Origin of the sequence: Shimia sp. (genome assembly GCF_039969785.1) — a bacterium.
Lineage (GTDB): Bacteria > Pseudomonadota > Alphaproteobacteria > Rhodobacterales > Rhodobacteraceae > Shimia.
This window is the reverse complement of sequence record NZ_JBDVNC010000016.1, coordinates 152,825-168,562: the sequence shown is the minus strand read 5'-3', so window position 1 is coordinate 168,562 and position 15,738 is coordinate 152,825. Positions and strand designations below refer to the sequence as shown.

General features: G+C 56.1%; 15 protein-coding genes. 12 read left to right on the top strand and 3 right to left on the bottom strand.

Annotated elements, in window-relative coordinates:
* The first annotated feature begins 1 nt into the window (after nt 1).
* The 10 genes from ABJI08_RS07475 to ABJI08_RS07430 all read left to right on the top strand — a co-directional run bounded on the left by ABJI08_RS07475 (nt 2) and on the right by ABJI08_RS07430 (nt 12,302).
* The gene (locus ABJI08_RS07475) at nt 2–850 is read left to right on the top strand and encodes a carbohydrate ABC transporter permease (RefSeq protein WP_348401194.1); all 849 of its coding nucleotides are present in this window, start codon (nt 2–4) and stop codon (nt 848–850) included.
* Between the two features lie 22 nt (nt 851–872).
* Nucleotides 873–2,213, top strand: coding sequence for an alpha-glucosidase/alpha-galactosidase (locus tag ABJI08_RS07470; RefSeq protein WP_348401193.1), 1,341 nt, complete (start codon nt 873–875; stop codon nt 2,211–2,213).
* A gap of 98 nt (nt 2,214–2,311) precedes the next feature.
* Nucleotides 2,312–3,076 carry an SDR family oxidoreductase gene (locus ABJI08_RS07465; protein WP_348401192.1) on the top strand — a complete coding sequence of 255 codons (765 nt, stop codon included), beginning with the start codon at nt 2,312–2,314 and terminating at the stop codon, nt 3,074–3,076.
* A 3-nt stretch (nt 3,077–3,079) separates the two neighbouring features.
* Nucleotides 3,080–3,979: a 2-dehydro-3-deoxygalactonokinase gene (locus tag ABJI08_RS07460; RefSeq protein ID WP_348401191.1), complete on the top strand. Its 900-nt coding sequence runs from the start codon at nt 3,080–3,082 to the stop codon at nt 3,977–3,979.
* The gene (locus ABJI08_RS07455; RefSeq protein WP_348401190.1) at nt 3,976–4,581 is read left to right on the top strand and encodes a 2-dehydro-3-deoxy-6-phosphogalactonate aldolase; all 606 of its coding nucleotides are present in this window, start codon (nt 3,976–3,978) and stop codon (nt 4,579–4,581) included. The genes ABJI08_RS07460 and ABJI08_RS07455 overlap by 4 nt, the downstream gene beginning before the upstream one ends.
* Complete coding sequence (locus ABJI08_RS07450) at nt 4,578–5,438, top strand: SMP-30/gluconolactonase/LRE family protein (protein WP_348401189.1); 861 nt, start codon at nt 4,578–4,580, stop codon at nt 5,436–5,438. The genes ABJI08_RS07455 and ABJI08_RS07450 overlap by 4 nt, the downstream gene beginning before the upstream one ends.
* Nucleotides 5,435–7,366 carry a beta-galactosidase gene (locus ABJI08_RS07445; RefSeq protein ID WP_348401188.1) on the top strand — a complete coding sequence of 644 codons (1,932 nt, stop codon included), beginning with the start codon at nt 5,435–5,437 and terminating at the stop codon, nt 7,364–7,366. Before ABJI08_RS07450 ends, ABJI08_RS07445 begins: the two co-directional genes overlap by 4 nt.
* Nucleotides 7,367–7,564: 198 nt before the next feature.
* Complete coding sequence (locus ABJI08_RS07440) at nt 7,565–9,376, top strand: FAD-dependent oxidoreductase (protein ID WP_348401187.1); 1,812 nt, start codon at nt 7,565–7,567, stop codon at nt 9,374–9,376.
* A complete protein-coding gene (locus ABJI08_RS07435; protein ID WP_348401186.1) occupies nt 9,373–11,253 on the top strand; it encodes a 2-oxoacid:acceptor oxidoreductase subunit alpha in 1,881 nt (626 codons plus the stop codon). Before ABJI08_RS07440 ends, ABJI08_RS07435 begins: the two co-directional genes overlap by 4 nt.
* Nucleotides 11,253–12,302: a 2-oxoacid:ferredoxin oxidoreductase subunit beta gene (locus ABJI08_RS07430; RefSeq protein ID WP_348401185.1), complete on the top strand. Its 1,050-nt coding sequence runs from the start codon at nt 11,253–11,255 to the stop codon at nt 12,300–12,302. Before ABJI08_RS07435 ends, ABJI08_RS07430 begins: the two co-directional genes overlap by 1 nt.
* Before the next feature lie 4 nt (nt 12,303–12,306).
* Here the strand turns inward: ABJI08_RS07430 and ABJI08_RS07425 are convergent, their stop codons facing one another.
* Entirely contained in the window at nt 12,307–12,672 is a 366-nt protein-coding gene (locus ABJI08_RS07425; RefSeq protein WP_348401184.1) for a hypothetical protein, read from the bottom strand.
* A gap of 189 nt (nt 12,673–12,861) precedes the next feature.
* Here ABJI08_RS07425 and ABJI08_RS07420 point away from each other — a divergent pair, with 189 nt between their 5' ends.
* Both ABJI08_RS07420 and ABJI08_RS07415 read left to right on the top strand, forming a co-directional pair.
* Nucleotides 12,862–13,848: a lipid-binding SYLF domain-containing protein gene (locus ABJI08_RS07420; protein WP_348401183.1), complete on the top strand. Its 987-nt coding sequence runs from the start codon at nt 12,862–12,864 to the stop codon at nt 13,846–13,848.
* Nucleotides 13,849–13,974: 126 nt separating this feature from the next.
* Nucleotides 13,975–14,151, top strand: coding sequence for a hypothetical protein (locus ABJI08_RS07415; protein WP_348401182.1), 177 nt, complete (start codon nt 13,975–13,977; stop codon nt 14,149–14,151).
* A 62-nt stretch (nt 14,152–14,213) separates the two neighbouring features.
* On the opposite strand, the gene ABJI08_RS07410 is transcribed toward ABJI08_RS07415, so the two are convergent.
* Both ABJI08_RS07410 and ABJI08_RS07405 read right to left on the bottom strand, forming a co-directional pair.
* Nucleotides 14,214–14,657 (bottom strand): hypothetical protein, encoded by a 444-nt coding sequence (locus tag ABJI08_RS07410; RefSeq protein ID WP_348401181.1) that lies wholly within the window; start codon nt 14,655–14,657, stop codon nt 14,214–14,216.
* A gap of 284 nt (nt 14,658–14,941) precedes the next feature.
* Nucleotides 14,942–15,598 carry a hypothetical protein gene (locus ABJI08_RS07405; RefSeq protein ID WP_348401180.1) on the bottom strand — a complete coding sequence of 219 codons (657 nt, stop codon included), beginning with the start codon at nt 15,596–15,598 and terminating at the stop codon, nt 14,942–14,944.
* Nucleotides 15,599–15,738: the final 140 nt, after the last annotated feature.

The following is a 15,738-nucleotide window of genomic DNA, read 5'->3' as shown; positions in this document are numbered from 1 at the left end:
GATGTTTCCGACACCCATCGAAAAACAGTCGTCCGGCGCGCAGATCGCTTATAAAACCATGCTGCCGATTGCGTTGCTGATGTGGCTGGGGCCGCTGTTGGCCGTGGCTTTGTTTTCGGTCAAACCGGACACGGATTTTACCAATGCCAATTATTGGGGGCTGCCGTCTTCGTTTGAGTTTACCCGGAATTATGGGCAGGTGTTTTTCAACAGCGACATGCCGCGATATTTGCTTAATTCATTCCTGATCACCATCCCAACCGTGATCGGGGCTGTTGCGCTGAGTTGCATGACCGGCTTTGCGCTGGGTGTGTACAAATTTCGCGCCAATCTGTGGATATTCTTCATGTTCGTGGCGGGCAACTTTGTGCCATTTCAGATTTTGATGGTGCCGGTGCGTGACCTGACGCTTGATCTGGGGTTGTACAATACCAAGACCGGGCTGGTCTTGTTCCATATCGCGTTTCAAACCGGGTTTTGCACGCTGTTCATGCGCAATTTCATCCGGGCTTTGCCGTTTGAGCTGATCGAAGCGGCGCGGGTCGAAGGTGTGAGCGAAATCCGCATCTTCTGGTTTGTGGTCTTGCCACTGATGAAACCGGCGCTGGCTGCGTTGAGCGTGCTGATATTTACCTTTATCTGGAACGATTATTTCTGGGCTGTCGTGCTGACTCAAGGGGCTGAAAGCCAGCCTGTTACGGCCGGGATCACCAGCTTTAACGCACAGTTCCGCGCTGCCTATCATCTGATGAGCGCGGGCAGCATTGTGGCGGCATTGCCACCGGTGGCGATGTTCTTTCTGATGCAGAAACACTTTATCGCAGGTCTGACACTTGGCGCCGTTAAGTAGCGCCGAACCGGAGAAACGACAAATGACCAAAATCGCCTTTATTGGTGCCGGTTCCACGATATTCATGAAAAATATCGTGGGAGATGCGTTGCTGACGCAAGCTCTTGCGGACAGTCATTTTGCGCTGATGGATATTGATCCGGCGCGGCTGGCCGAAAGCGAAACAGTGGCCAAGGCGATGATCGAAACCGTTGGAACCGGGGCCAGCGTGACAACCCACACGGATCGGCGCGCTGCATTGGACGGGGCGGATTTTGTTGTGACGGCGTTTCAGGTTGGTGGGTATGAGCCCTGTACCGTGACGGATTTTGAGATCCCCAAGCAATATGGATTGCGTCAGACCATTGCCGATACGTTGGGCATTGGCGGCATCATGCGCGGGCTGCGCACTGTGCCGGTCTTGTGGAGCATTGCGCAGGACATGGCCGAGCTGTGCCCGGATGCGACGTTGTTGCAATATGTGAATCCGATGGCGATCAACACATGGGCGCTGGCTGAGCGGTTTGCGAAGCTGAAACAGGTTGGATTGTGTCATTCGGTGCAGAACACCGTCGAAGAGTTGGCGCATGATCTGGACCTGTCCAAAGACGGATTCCGGTATCGGGTGGCAGGCGTGAACCACGTGGCGTTTTTTCTGCGGTTAGAGCACGAAGGGCGTGATCTTTATCAGGCTTTGCGACAGGGTTATCGCGAGGGGCGTCTGCCCAAGCCGCCGTTGTTGATGCCGCGTTGCCCCAACAAGGTGCGCTATGAGGTGATGGAACAGTTTGGGTATTTCTGCACGGAAAGCTCGGAACATCTGGCTGAATATGTACCGTGGTTCATCAAGGACGGGCGCGAAGATCTGATCCAAGAGTTCGGCATTCCGTTGGATGAATACCCGTCGCGGTGCGTGGAACAGGTCGCCGGTTGGAAGGAGCAAGCCAGGGCCTTGCAAGCAGCCGGGCGAATTGACGTAACCAAGAGCCACGAGTTTGCAGCAGAGTTGATGAACGCGGTGGTCACGGACACGCCGTATGTGGCCTATGGCAATCTGCCCAACACCGGCCAAATTCCGCAATTGCCGATAGGCGCGGCGGTGGAAACACCGTGTCTGGTGGATGGCAACGGGGTTCAGCCCAGCGTTGTGAATGACATTCCACCGCAGCTGGTTGCGGTGATGCGCAGTCAGATCAACGTTCAGGAATTAACGGTGCGGGCTTTGGTTGAAGAGAACCGAGAGCACATTTATCACGCGGCAATGATGGATCCGCACACGGCCGCCGAGCTGGACCTGCGCCAGATCCGCAGCATGGTGGATGATTTGTTGATCGCGCATGGCGATTGGATGCCTGCGTGGTGTCGCATGTCCCGGGCAGCGTAAGAAATGCATCGTTGCGGTGTCATGGTGGGCCGCAACGGACTATTAACTTGGCCCGAGCCCGTGTGAGAGCGCGGTGAGACCAAGAAGGAGAAGAGTTGATGCAAGCAAATGCAACCTATCGCGATCTGGCTGGAAAGTCGGTCTATATCACCGGCGGAGGGTCTGGCATTGGTGCGTCGTTGACGGATGGGTTTATGGCGCAAGGGGCCAGGGTGGCTTTTATTGGGCGCTCGGATGCCAGTGCTTTTGTCGATGAGATGAAAGACAAGCACGGCGTCGCGCCGTTGTTCATTCAGGGCGATATCTCCAACATCAGCGTTTTGCAGGACAGCATGAAGCAGGCCGCCGCAGCGCATGGGCCCATTGATGTGTTGGTGAACAATGCCGCAAATGATCAGCGCCACAGCCTGGAAGAGGCCACCGAGGAGTTCTGGGACCAGATGCAGGCGATCAACCTGAAGGCTTATTTCTTTGCTTGTCAGGAAGCCGCGCGCCAGATGACACATGGGGGCGCGATCATCAATTTCAGCTCAATCAGCTATATTATGGGCAATGCGGGGTATGCGTCCTATACCACGGCCAATGCGGGTATCACCGGTATGACGCGCAGTCTGGCGCGGGAATTGGGACCGCGGGGCATTCGCATGAATGCGCTCGCTCCGGGGTGGGTTTTGACGCAAAAGCAGCTGGACAAATGGGCCACGCCCGAAGATCTGGCGAGCCATCTTGAGCGTCAGTGTCTTAAAGAGCATCTGGTGCCGTCTGACATTGTTGAGCCAACGCTGTTTCTGGCGTCGCAGGCCAGCAGGATGATGACGGGACAATGTATGGCCGTGGATGGTGGCGTGGTCGTTTCGGGGTAAGTCATGAATATTAAGGCGGAATGGATAGCGGTTGACTGGGGCACGTCCCGGTTACGGGTCTGGGCGATGCAGGGCCACAAGGTGTTGGCGCAGGCGCAGTCTGACAAAGGCATGGGTCATGTGAACAAGGGCGCGTTTGAGGCCGCTTTTCTGGAACTGGTCGAGGATTGGTTAGGGGCTGCTCCGATTGACGTGATTGCCTGTGGCATGGTTGGTGCGCGTCAGGGCTGGGCCGAGGCGCCATATGCCACCGTGCCTGCAACGCCTTTGCCTGAAATGCCTGTGCGGGTGCCGGGCACCGACGCGCGGATGCGAGTTTATATCGTGCCGGGATTGCGCCAGTTGAAACCGGCTGATGTGATGCGGGGTGAAGAAACGCAGATCGCAGGATTTTTGGCGCAGAATCCAAATTGGGATGGCGTGATCTGTCTGCCCGGAACGCATACGAAATGGGCGCAGATCAGCGCCAACGAAGTTGTCAGCTACCAAACCTTTATGACTGGGGAAATGTACGCGCTGTTGTCCAGTCAGTCGGTGTTGCGCCATTCCATTGGCCAGGGCTGGGACGAGGCCGCGTTTCAGGACAGTCTGGCCGAAACCCTGTCGCGTCCAGAGAGCCTTGCGGCGCGGTTGTTCGGGCTGAGAGCCAAAGATTTGCTGGAAGGGCAGGCGGGTGACACGGCGCGCGCAAGGCTGTCGGGGTTGTTGATCGGCGCAGAGTTGGCCGCGTCGCGCCCATATTGGCTTGGTCAGCGGGTGGCGGTCATAGGGGCCGACACAATTGCAAAAGTGTATGCCAGTGCACTGCAGCCCCAAGGTGCGCCCGTGACGATATTGGATTGTAACGAAATGACGATTGCCGGGTTGATTGCGGCCCGCAAACACGTGAGGGCAATGGCATGAGCCGTGCAATTATTGCAATTTTGAGAGGCCTGACCCCGGACGAAGCGGTACCGGTTTGCGAGGCCCTGATCGGCGCCGGGCTCGACAAGATCGAAGTGCCGCTGAATTCGCCGGACCCCTACAAAAGCATTGCAGCGATTGCGCAGGCATGCGGGGATCGCGCACTGATCGGCGCCGGAACGGTGTTGTCTGTGAGCCAGGTGGATACTGTGGCCGACGCGGGCGGCAAGCTGATCGTGTCGCCCAATGCGGATGTGAATGTGATTGCCCGGACGGTTGAGCTGGGGCTGGAAAGCTGGCCGGGGGTGTTCACACCGACCGAGGCGTTTGCAGCCCTAAATGCTGGCGCAACCGGGCTGAAGCTGTTTCCGGGGAATATGGCAGGGCCGGGCGGGCTAAAAGCCTTGCGGGCTGTTTTGCCTGTGGGCACTCAGGTTTATGCCGTGGGCGGCGCCGGGCCAGAGAATTTCGCAGAATGGCTGGCGGCCAGTGCCGATGGGTTTGGGCTTGGCTCGGCTTTGTATAAGCCGGGCATGAGCGTCGGGGACGTGGCCAGTCGCGCTGTTCAGATCGTGCAGGCCTATGATGAGGCTGTGGCATGAGCGTTGTATTTGATGATCGGACGTGCGCGCTGGGCGAGGGGCCGCTGTGGCATCCGCGCCGCAGCCAGTTTTTCTGGTTTGATATTCTGGGCAAGCGATTGATGAGCCAGAAAGGCGGGGCGCAGGTCAGCTGGCAGTTTGACGAATATGTTTCAGCGGCAGGCTGGGTCGATGAAGATACGTTGATTGTGGCCTCTGAAACCGGGCTGTGGCGCTTTGACCTAGCGACGGGCGACAAGGCATTGTTGGTCGCACTGGAAGCGGACAATCCCGTCACGCGCAGCAATGATGGGCGTGCCGACCCGCAAGGTGGGTTTTGGATTGGCACGATGGGATTTGACGCCGAGCCGGGCGCGGGGGCCATCTATCGTCTCTACAAAGGTGAGTTGCGCACCGTGGTGCCGAACGTGACCATTTCGAACAGCATCTGTTTCGCACTGGATGGCAAGACCGCCTATTACTCTGACACGCCGACCCGCCAGATTATGCAGTTGGCGCTGGACCCCGAGACCGGATGGCCAGTTGGCACGGCGTCGGTGTTTGTGGACCTGACCGAAGATGCGTTGAACCCGGACGGTGCCGTTGTCGATGCACAAGGTGTGATGTGGTGCGCGCAATGGGGCGCTGGCCGGGTGGCGGCGTATGGTCAGGATGGCCGTTTAATGCGCGCTGTTGCATTTCCCGCGACGCAGACCACTTGTCCGGCCTTTGGCGGTGACGATCTGACGACGTTGTTCTGCACCTCTGCGAATGTCGGTATCACGCCAGAGGATCAGGCCAGCACGCCGGAACACGGCATGACATTTATGTCCCAAGGCGTGGCCAAAGGGCAGGAAGAACACCGGGTTTTGCTATGACGGCTGAATTGGGGGTTTGTTATTACCCGGAACACTGGCCGGAACAGGGCTGGGCAGAAGATGCCCGCCGGATGGTTGCAGCAGGCATATCGTGGGTACGGATTGGCGAATTTGCGTGGTCCCGGATGGAGCCAAAGCCAGACATCTGGACGCTGGACTGGCTGGACCGGGCGATTGATGTGCTGGGGCAGGCAGGTCTGAAGGTGGTTTTGGGAACCCCTACGGCGACGCCGCCGCGCTGGATGCTGGACCGCCACCCCGACATGTTGGCCGTGGATGCAGACGGGCGTGCGCGCAAGTTTGGGTCGCGGCGGCATTATTGCTTTAGCCATTCGGGATACCGCGCGGAATGTGCGCGCATTGTTGAGGTTTTGGCCAAGCGTTACGGGGCAAACTCGCATGTTCTGGCGTGGCAGACCGACAATGAATATGGCTGTCATGATACGGTTTTGAGCTATTCCGATGCAGCGACGACGGCATTTCGGAGGTGGTTGCAGGAGCGGTACGAGACGGTTGAGGCGCTAAACGCCGCGTGGGGCAATGTATTCTGGGCGATGGAGTATGACAGCTTTGATCAGATTGATCTGCCCAACCTGACCGTGACTGAACCGAACCCGGCGCATGTGCTGGCATATCGGCGGTTTTCATCGGACGAAGTTGTGGCGTTCAATCAGATTCAAACCGAAATTTTACGCCAGTATTCGGATGCGCCGCTGATCCACAATTACATGGGGCGCATACTGGAGTTTGACCATTTCGACGTGGGTGCCGATTTGGATATTGCCAGTTGGGACAGTTATCCGATGGGATTTCTGTGGGACCGGCTGGAAGGGACGGACGAATATCGACAAACTTATTTGAGGCAGGGTGATCCGGATATGCAGGCGTTCCATCACGACCTGTACCGCGCTGTGGGGCGTGGCCGTTGGTGGGTCATGGAGCAACAGCCCGGGCCGGTGAACTGGGCGCCCTACAATCCGGCGCCTTTGCCGGGCATGGTGGCATTGTGGTCGCTTGAGGCGATTGCGCACGGGGCCGAGGTGGTCAGCTATTTCCGTTGGCGACAGGCACCGTTTGCACAGGAACAAAACCACGCCGGATTGTTGCAGCCAGACGGGATAGAGGCCCCCGGTTTGGGCGAGGCGCGCGTGGTAGCGGACATTCTGGAAAAGCTTGACCCAGAGGTGACGCGTCAGTCGCCTGTGGCGATTGTGTTTGACTACCCGTCAGACTGGGCTTGGGCGACGCAGCCGCAGGGGGCGGATTTCAATTACTTCCGGCTGGTCTTTTCGGCCTATCGCGCGTTGCGGCGGGCCGGGGTGTCGATTGATATCGTGCCGGCCTCATGTATCGATTTGAGCGGCTACAAGCTTGCCCTAGCGCCTGGGCTTGCCACTGTACCGCCCGCGCTGGTTGATGCCGCCAGGGCGTCGGGGACGCAGCTTGTTCTGGGGCCGCGCTCCGGGGCGATCACGGCGGAATTTTGGATACCGGCTGCGGGGCGCCCTGATGTCGCAAACCTGAACGTGCGGGTTGACCAGATCGAGAGCCTGCCCCCCAGTGCTGTCGAACCTGTCGCGGGCGGTGGTGGCGTATGTCACTGGCGTGATCATTTGAGCGGCTCAGCCGAGGTAGTTATGGCGTTGGAGAGCGGTGATCCGGTGCTGATGCGTCAGGGCGAGCTGTGGTATCTGGGTGGTTTTCCGGATGAAGATTTGTGGGATCGGCTGGTGACCACGCTGGCCGGGCATGTCGATTTGCAGATTGACCCCTTGCCCGCAGGACTGCGCAAACGCAGATTGGGCAATCTGGAATTCCTGATCAATTATAACGCACATCCGGTCGCGTTTCGTGGACACAACATTGCGCCTGCAGGGGTGGTTGTGGTGCAAGGCGCAGAAACCGTGGCGCAAAGCGCAGCGACGTAAGATTCGCAATCCAAAAAGATGTTAGCGCACCAACTTAGGCCTTCGGGTTGGTGCGTGGGTCATAATGTGTCGCAAATGCGCAGTTTTTTGGCGATTTGCGAAATCTTTACTTTACACTTTTGACATAACAGCGCTTTTTTACGTGTGTACAATTGTGTACCGACTGAAAAGCACAGCCAGACCAGAAATGGTCCAGCGATGGAGGCCCCGTTGAAGCCAACCGATACCAACGACCCGGAATACTTTCATAAGGTTGTTGACTGCCAGTATGCCTGTCCGGCCCACACTCCCGTACCGGAATACATTCGCCTGATTGCTCATAAACGCTATACGGACGCCTATATGGTGAACTGGGAGAGCAATGTCTTTCCCGGTGTTCTGGGGCGGACCTGTGATCGTCCTTGTGAACCAGCTTGCCGACGCGGACGTGTCGAAGAGGAGCCGGTTGCGATTTGCCGCCTGAAACGGGTGGCCGCAGATTTCAAGGGTGACGTCAAAGGGCTGATGCCCAAGGCGGGGCCAAAGAACGGCAAGAAAATCGCCCTGATCGGCGGCGGACCTGCTTCGTTAACTGTGGCCCGTGATCTGGCACCGCTGGGATATGAGTTGCATCTGTTTGATGCGCAGGTCAAAGGCGGCGGTTTCATGCGCTCTGAGATACCTTCGTTCCGGCTGCCTGAAGAGGTGTTGGACGAAGAGGTTGGCTATGTTTTGGATATGGGCATCGATGCACATTTCGACACCTATATAGACAGCATGGCCGCGCTGCTTGAGAAGAATTACGACGCGGTTTTTGTCGGTTGTGGCGCGCCACGTGGTCGCGATCTGCCGAATTTGCCGGGACGTAAAGAGGCTGAGGCCAATATCCATATTGGTTTGGATTGGTTGGCCAATGTTGCCTTTGACCACACGCAGAAGATCGGTAAGAAAGTGATTGTTCTGGGTGGTGGTAACACCGCGATGGATTGTTGCCGTACTTCTCGCCGTCTTGGTGGTGAAGAGGTGAAGGTGATTGTGCGTTCGCCGTTTGAAGATATGAAGGCCAGCCCGTGGGAAAAAGAAGACGCGATCCACGAAGGTATTCCGATTATCGACAACCATGTGCCCAAGGAATTTGTTCTGAAAAAGGGCAAGCTGGTTGGCATGTCCTTTGAAAAGGTTGAGGCGGTTTACGACAAAGACGGTGGTCGTAAGCTTGTCGCAACCGGAGAAGAGCCGGTCTTTGTGGAATGTGACGATGTGCTGATTGCCATCGGCCAGGAAAACGCGTTTCCGTGGATTGAGAAGTCCACAGGCATTCGATTTACCAGCTGGGGCACGCCGATCATCAATGACGACGAAACGTTCCAGTCTACCCGCAAGGAGGTTTTCTTTGGCGGGGATGCGGCCTTTGGCCCGTCCAATATCATTACCGCAGTGGCCCATGGTCACAAAGCGGCGGTGTCGATTGATCTTTTCTGTCAGGGCAAAGACTTGTCGGTGCGTCCCGCGCCGCATGTCACGCTGGTCAGCCAAAAGATGGGCATTCACGAATGGAGCTATGACAGCATTCCTGTGGATGACAAGCGCGAGGCGGTCCCGCTGGTTGACCTGAAAGAGGCGTTGCAAAGCAAGACGCTGGAGGTCGAGCTGGGATTTGATGCGGATATGGCATTTGTTCAGGCGGAACGCTGTCTGAACTGTGATGCGCAAACCGTGTTCACCGAAGGCGATTGCATCGAATGTGATGCCTGTACAGATATTTGTCCGACCAGTTGCATCAGCTTTATCGAAAACGGCGACGAGGACGATCTGAGAGCGCGGATAATAGTGCCTGCGGAAAATCCCGAACAGGATCTTTATGTGTCCGATACTTTGCCCACGGGTAAGGTCATGGTCAAAGACGAAGATGTTTGTTTGCATTGCGGATTGTGCGCTGAGCGATGCCCGACGGCGGCTTGGGATATGCAGAAATTTTACTACTCGGTGGCCAAGGCTGCCCCGGTTCTGTTGACGGAGGCTGCGGAATGAAACAGATCAAGGGTATTAACGACTTTGTCGTCAAGTTTGCCAACGTAAACGGCACCGGGTCGGCATCGGCCAACCATTTGTTTGCCAAGGCAATTTTCCGCATGGGTATTCCGGTTTCACCGCGCAATATTTTCCCATCCAACATTCAGGGCCTGCCGACGTGGTACGAAGTGCGCGTCAGCAAAAACGGCTATCTGGGGCGGCGCGGTGGTGTCGATATGATGGTGTGCGTGAACCCGCAGAGCATGGAAAAAGATGTCGCCAGCGTCGAGCCGGGCGGATATTTCATGTATGATTCCACCAAGCCTCTGGCGAGCCATCTCAAGCGTGACGACATCAGCTATATCGGTGTGCCGCTGACTGAAATGTGCATGCGGGAGTATTCGGTGCCACGCTTGCAGCAATTGCTGAAAAACGTCGTGTATGTGGGCGCGATGGCCGCGCTTTTGGATATCGATTTCCGGATTTTGAAAGACCTTTTGAATGATCAGTTCAAGGGTAAGGAAAAACTGATCAGCTCGAACGTGCATGCGTTGGAAATGGGCTATCAATATATCAAGGAAAACTATGCCTGCCCGCTGCCGATCCGTCTGGAAAAAGGTGGCAATGTTGCGCCGCATATTCTGGAGACGCCGCATATCCTGATGAACGGCAACACGGCGGCGGCGCTGGGTGCGATTTATGGCGGCGCCACTGTGGCCGCATGGTATCCGATCACGCCGTCCACGTCGGTTGTTGATGCGTTTGCAAAATACGCCGAGCGCATGCGGATTGATCCGGGCAGCGGCAAAAGAAACTTTGCCATTGTGCAGGCCGAAGACGAGCTGGCGGCGATGGGTATGGTTGTCGGGGCCAGCTGGAACGGGGCGCGGTCGTTTACCGCGACATCCGGGCCGGGGCTGTCGCTGATGAGCGAATTCCTTGGGCTGGCCTATTTTGCCGAGGTGCCGGTGGTTCTGATTGATGTACAGCGATCTGGCCCGTCAACAGGGATGCCGACGCGCAGTCAACAATCGGATATCCTTGCCGGGGCCTATGCCAGCCATGGGGATACCAAACAGGTGTTGCTGTTCCCGGCGACGCCGCGCGAATGTTTTGACATGACTGTGCAGGCGTTTGATCTGGCGGAGCAATTGCAAACGCCGGTGATCATGATGACCGATCTTGATCTGGGCATGAATGACTGGATGTCGCCACCGTTAGAATGGGACGACAATTATGAAATGGATCGCGGCAAGGTTCTGGACGCCGAAGGGCTGGACAATGTCGAGGTCTGGGGGCGGTATCTGGACGTAGACGGTGATGGCATCTGCTATCGCACATTGCCCGGTACGCATCCTGATAAAGGGGCCTATTTCACCCGCGGATCGTCCAAAGATGAGATGGCGGTCTATTCCGAGAGCGGCGAAGACTATGTGCAGAACGTCGACCGTTTGCTGCGCAAGTTTGAAACCGCCAAAAGCTATGTGCCCAAACCCAAGACACATCCGCCAATTGCGGTGAAAAAGCCCAAGACGGATCTGAAACTGGGGGCGCTGTTCTTTGGCACGTCAGCTTCGCCCGCCTATGAGGCGGTCGAGATGCTGGCACCCGAAGGGTACCCGATTGATACCATGCGCATTCGGGCGTTCCCGTTCCATGAAAGTCTGGATCAGTTCATTCACGACCATGACATGGTGTTTGTCATTGAACAGAACCGGGATGGGCAAATGCGCCAGTTGATTATGAATGAGTGTCAGATCGCGCCCAGCCAGCTGACGTCGGTGCTGAATTATTCCGGCACGCCGATCACTGCGCGCGATATTGCCAACCAGATCCGTCAGGCGCTGAAGACAAAGAGCGCCGATATTGTGCCCCTGAAGCGGGAGACTGCCTGATGTCTTATATCAAACCAAAGTTCCGTCACCCGCGTCTGCCGACAAACCGGCTGGGGTTTACTGTTGCTGATTATGACGGGGCGATTTCGACCCTGTGTGCAGGGTGTGGTCATGACAGTATCTCGGCGTCGATCCGAAATGCCTGTTTTGAGTCGTCGATCCCACCGCACCGGATTGGCAAAATTTCGGGTATTGGGTGTTCGTCCAAGATGCCGACCTATTTCCTGGGTAAATCGCACGGGTTCAATTCGGTGCATGGGCGGATGCCGTCCGTGGCGACAGGCGCAAGTCTGGGCAACCGGGATCTGACCTATATCGGCGTGTCCGGCGACGGGGATACCGCGTCGATTGGCATGGGGCAGTTTGTACACCTGATCCGGCGCAACGTGAACATGACCTATATCGTGGCCAATAACGGTTGTTACGGCCTGACCAAAGGGCAGGACAGCGCGACGGCTGATCTGGGATCGGTGGCCAAAGGTGGCGCAGTGAACCCGTTTGACGGGATTGATCTGGCGACGCTGGCACTGATGCAAGGCGCGAGCTTTGTGGGGCGCAGTTTTTCGGGTGACAAAACTCAGTTGGAGCCGCTGATCCGTGCTGCGATGGCGCATAAGGGATTTGCCTTTATCGACGTGGTCAGCCCTTGTGTGACGTTCAACAATCACAATGGGTCAACCAAAAGCTATAGCGAAACACGCGAGCATCTGGACGCGATGCCGGTGGATTTTGTTCCCATGCGCGAAGAGATCAAGACACAGTATGATGAGGGCACAACACAGACTGTGACCTTGCATGACGGGTCTGCCATTCATCTTCACAAGGCGGACGCGAGCTATAAAGCCAACGACCGCCGCGCGGCGATGGATGCGGTGCAAAACGCGCGCGAAGAAGGGCGGATTTTGACCGGGCTTATGTTCCTTGATCCGGATTCTCAAGACCTGAACCAGAACTTGAACCTGGCAACCCGGCCTCTGAATGAACTGGGCAAAGACGAGCTTTGCCCGGGCAGCAAAGTACTGGTGTCAATCAACGAAGGTCTGCGCTAACCCGCTATTTTCGCAAGAAAACCTGAGCAGCGGCTGTGATGGCCGCTGCCAGTGCGGCGCCGGTTTCGATCCATCCATAATACCACATCTTACCGGCCAATGCGTCTTCGGCGTAAGAGGCCGCGAATTGTGTCTGGCCATATTTGGCGAGCCCAAAAGCCAGGACCGTAATCAGCGCAAAGGCCATAAGACGTTTCATGGGCGTCGACATACGGGTGGCAAGCGTGGCGACAATTGCGCCGATGACTGTTCCAATCATCAGCGTTTGCTGAGACCACCAAGGGTGCGCGCCCAGTGGTTTTGCGACGTCCAGAACGATAAGCACCGCCATTATCAACACGGCGATGAGGGCGGGAAGTAGCGTGCGCATGGGATCTCCTGTCAACTTTGCAAAACACTTAGTCATAAAATGAGATGTGTTCAGCCTTGTTTCAGCGGACTCTCAGAGACGTGAAAATTTCCGAAATGTCGAGTTCACGCTTTTGTGAGAAAACGGTTGCTGCTGTCCTGCACACCTGCGTACACTTTGGCGGTGAATACATTTACAGCGAGGCAATTCATGATTGAATTTAGTATGAGAAAAGCGGCATTGGCCGCGTTTTGCGCAACCTTTGCGTCAGCATCAAATGCACAGGGCAACACAGTCGAAGGGTGGACGATTTTGCGCCACAATGAATCGGGTGCTTGTGTCATGGAGAAGGTGAACGAGGACGGATATCTGTTCCGCATCGGCAAAACCGAGGCCGGTGGCCGGTTTGAATATGTGGCCGTCTACACCAAGGACAAAGACGTCAAACTTTACGGAAATGTCGCCAAAAAGGTCGAGATCGACATGGACGGTTTGCGTTTTCCGGCCAAGGCCACAGGTGATCTGCGTGACGATGGCTATCGCGGCGCTTATGTGAAGACAGACGATCCCGCATTTTCAGAAGCGCTGGCGCGGAAATACGTGCTGACTGTGGACCCGGATAGCAAGACGCCATTTGCGATCAGCCTTGACGGGACGTTCAAGGCGATGGCTGCGACCAGCGACTGTGAGGCCGAAAGCATGGCTGCCAGTACGGTGTCAGACGACAGCAAGCGTGGCGAACTGGAAGCCGCAGCGCAGGCGTCATGGGCGTCACTTTTGGGTCAGAACGAACGCGCCAAGGAAATGTCTGAAAGCGCAACGGCGGCCCTGGTCTTTCCTAAGGTGACCAAAGCGGGTCTGGGCATTGGTGCCGAAACCGGTAATGGGGTGCTGTACGAAGGCGATGTCTCCACCGGGTATTATCGCACGTCATCCGTCGCGGTTGGTGCCTTGGCCGGGGTGCAGACCTATGGCTATGCCATCATGTTCATGAGCGACGACGCATTGGCAAAGTTCAAATCCAAAAAAGGGTATGAGCTGGGCGTGGACGGATCGATTGCCGTGATCGAGGCAGGCGCGACCGCCAAGGTAGACACGACGAACATCAAGGCCGACACCGTGGCGTTTGTGTTTGACGAAAAAGGTCTGATGGCCAGCGCGGCCGTGGAAGGATCACGAATCAAACCGATTAACTAGGATCGAAGTGATTGGTTAGGGACGGCGGGGCATAGCCTCGCCGTTTTTCTGTGGGGCATGACTAAACGTCGGCAATTGGTGGGATGGCGCGTGACAAGCAGGGCCTGGACAGGGTAGGCATGAGATATGAAACATGTTCCCAAAGAAACCACCGATGACGCCCTTATTCAGGAATTCTTGAACAAAGGTGGCAAAGTGAGCGTTGGCAAAACCAAACCGCCCCGTCCCGAGCTGGGGCTGAGCAAAAATGTATGGAACGCCAAGCTGACCAAAGAAGAAAAAGCCGCGCGCGACGGCAAGTAACGCGTTGCGTTATTGAACCCGGGTCGCTGCTTGACAGGGTTGCCCTGCGCAAGTCGTGCGGGTCACGGGCAGACGTAGTCGATGCGTTCCTGATTTTCCGTCAAGGCAATGACGCCGCCCTGAACAATCGCGAAATTGGCATAGGTCGCCCGGTGTGCCGCGCCATTGATCACGATGCTGCCAGTGCCCTGTCCGCCGGTCATGTTTGGCGCCTCGATGTGCACAAGCGCGCCGCCGCCCTGAAACTCACCAATCATATAAAGCGTGCCCGGAATTTCATGCGCCCGCCCGGTTTTGATCATCGTATTCATCTGACTGCGCTCTCCGGCAGAGCCTAGCCCGGTTGCGCCGGCATATTGGAACAGCTGAATTTCGATGACCCCGGTAAAGGGGATATTGCGATAGCTGGACTGACACTGCATGCGCGACAGCAGCATGCCCTGCGCGATTGTCGTGGTCGCCGTGGTGAAAAGAAACAGAAGTGCTGAAAAGAGCCGGATGAGCATGACATGTCCTCTCGAAAGGGCAAGTATAGCACATTTTGGGTGGGTTTTGGGGAAGGGACGCCGAGGCCGTTAAGCGAGGGAAGCTTTGCGGGGCGGCTGACGATCGTGCCGGGCGTCGACTGGCCGTGGGAGGGCGATGATACGGTATTGGCTGGACATTTTATCGTTTGGTCCACATCCGAAGATTGGACATGATGCGGCGTTTCCAAATCGCCCGCCCATGGGGCGGTCGGGCGATGCCCGGCGGCTTGCGGAGCAAGCCTTTATTCCGGGCTAGCAATGCCTCACTCTCTGATTTGCGCGTATGCAAGCAATCTAGCAAACGTGTCAAAGCTTTCAAAGCATTCTCTGCTGGTTCCTTGCATCTCTAGCGACTTGTACTCAGCAACGGCCCTAGCCTGACAGTTTATGGATTTTTGAGGATTAAATTCGATGTCCGAATATCCATAAAAATCTAGATTCCGATATACCCAGTCTCTGTGTGGATAGATCGCCCGAATGTACAGCCAGTCGTAGAATGCGTTCTTTGGTTCAGTTGGAAAATCACGACCGAAACAACGGAACGCGATTATTTCGCCTTTGCCCAGTTCTCGCACCCTCTTCTTTGCTGCATAAGGGTCCAACGAAATGATTTCGGGAAGCTGCCCAGACTCCGAAAAAACCTTTGAACTTTGATACACGGATTCAAGAAAAAACATTTGCCCCTCGACTTCTACTTTTAAGCTAAAGGCGCTCAGTCGCCTTCCTAACTCAATAGGAGACTTTGTTGAGACCTCCAACACTGGATGAATTCCCATATTGCGCGCCTCGGCGTGCAGTGCCGCAATTGAATTTTGTTTTTGGCTAACACTAAATCCCGGATGCCATTGGAATTCGACCGGGACCCACTCGTAGAGTGAGCCCCGCTTGATGGATGGGACAAATACTGGACGTGTGACCACAATTGGCGCTCGCTTCTAGGATTTTCCTTTGATCAAGCTTACAGGAACGCACACTGGAACCAAGACTTCGATTTTCTCGGCGGCTGAGATACGCCGTTTGAATTCGTCTACATCCTCAAGCCACTTGGGATTGTAGAGAA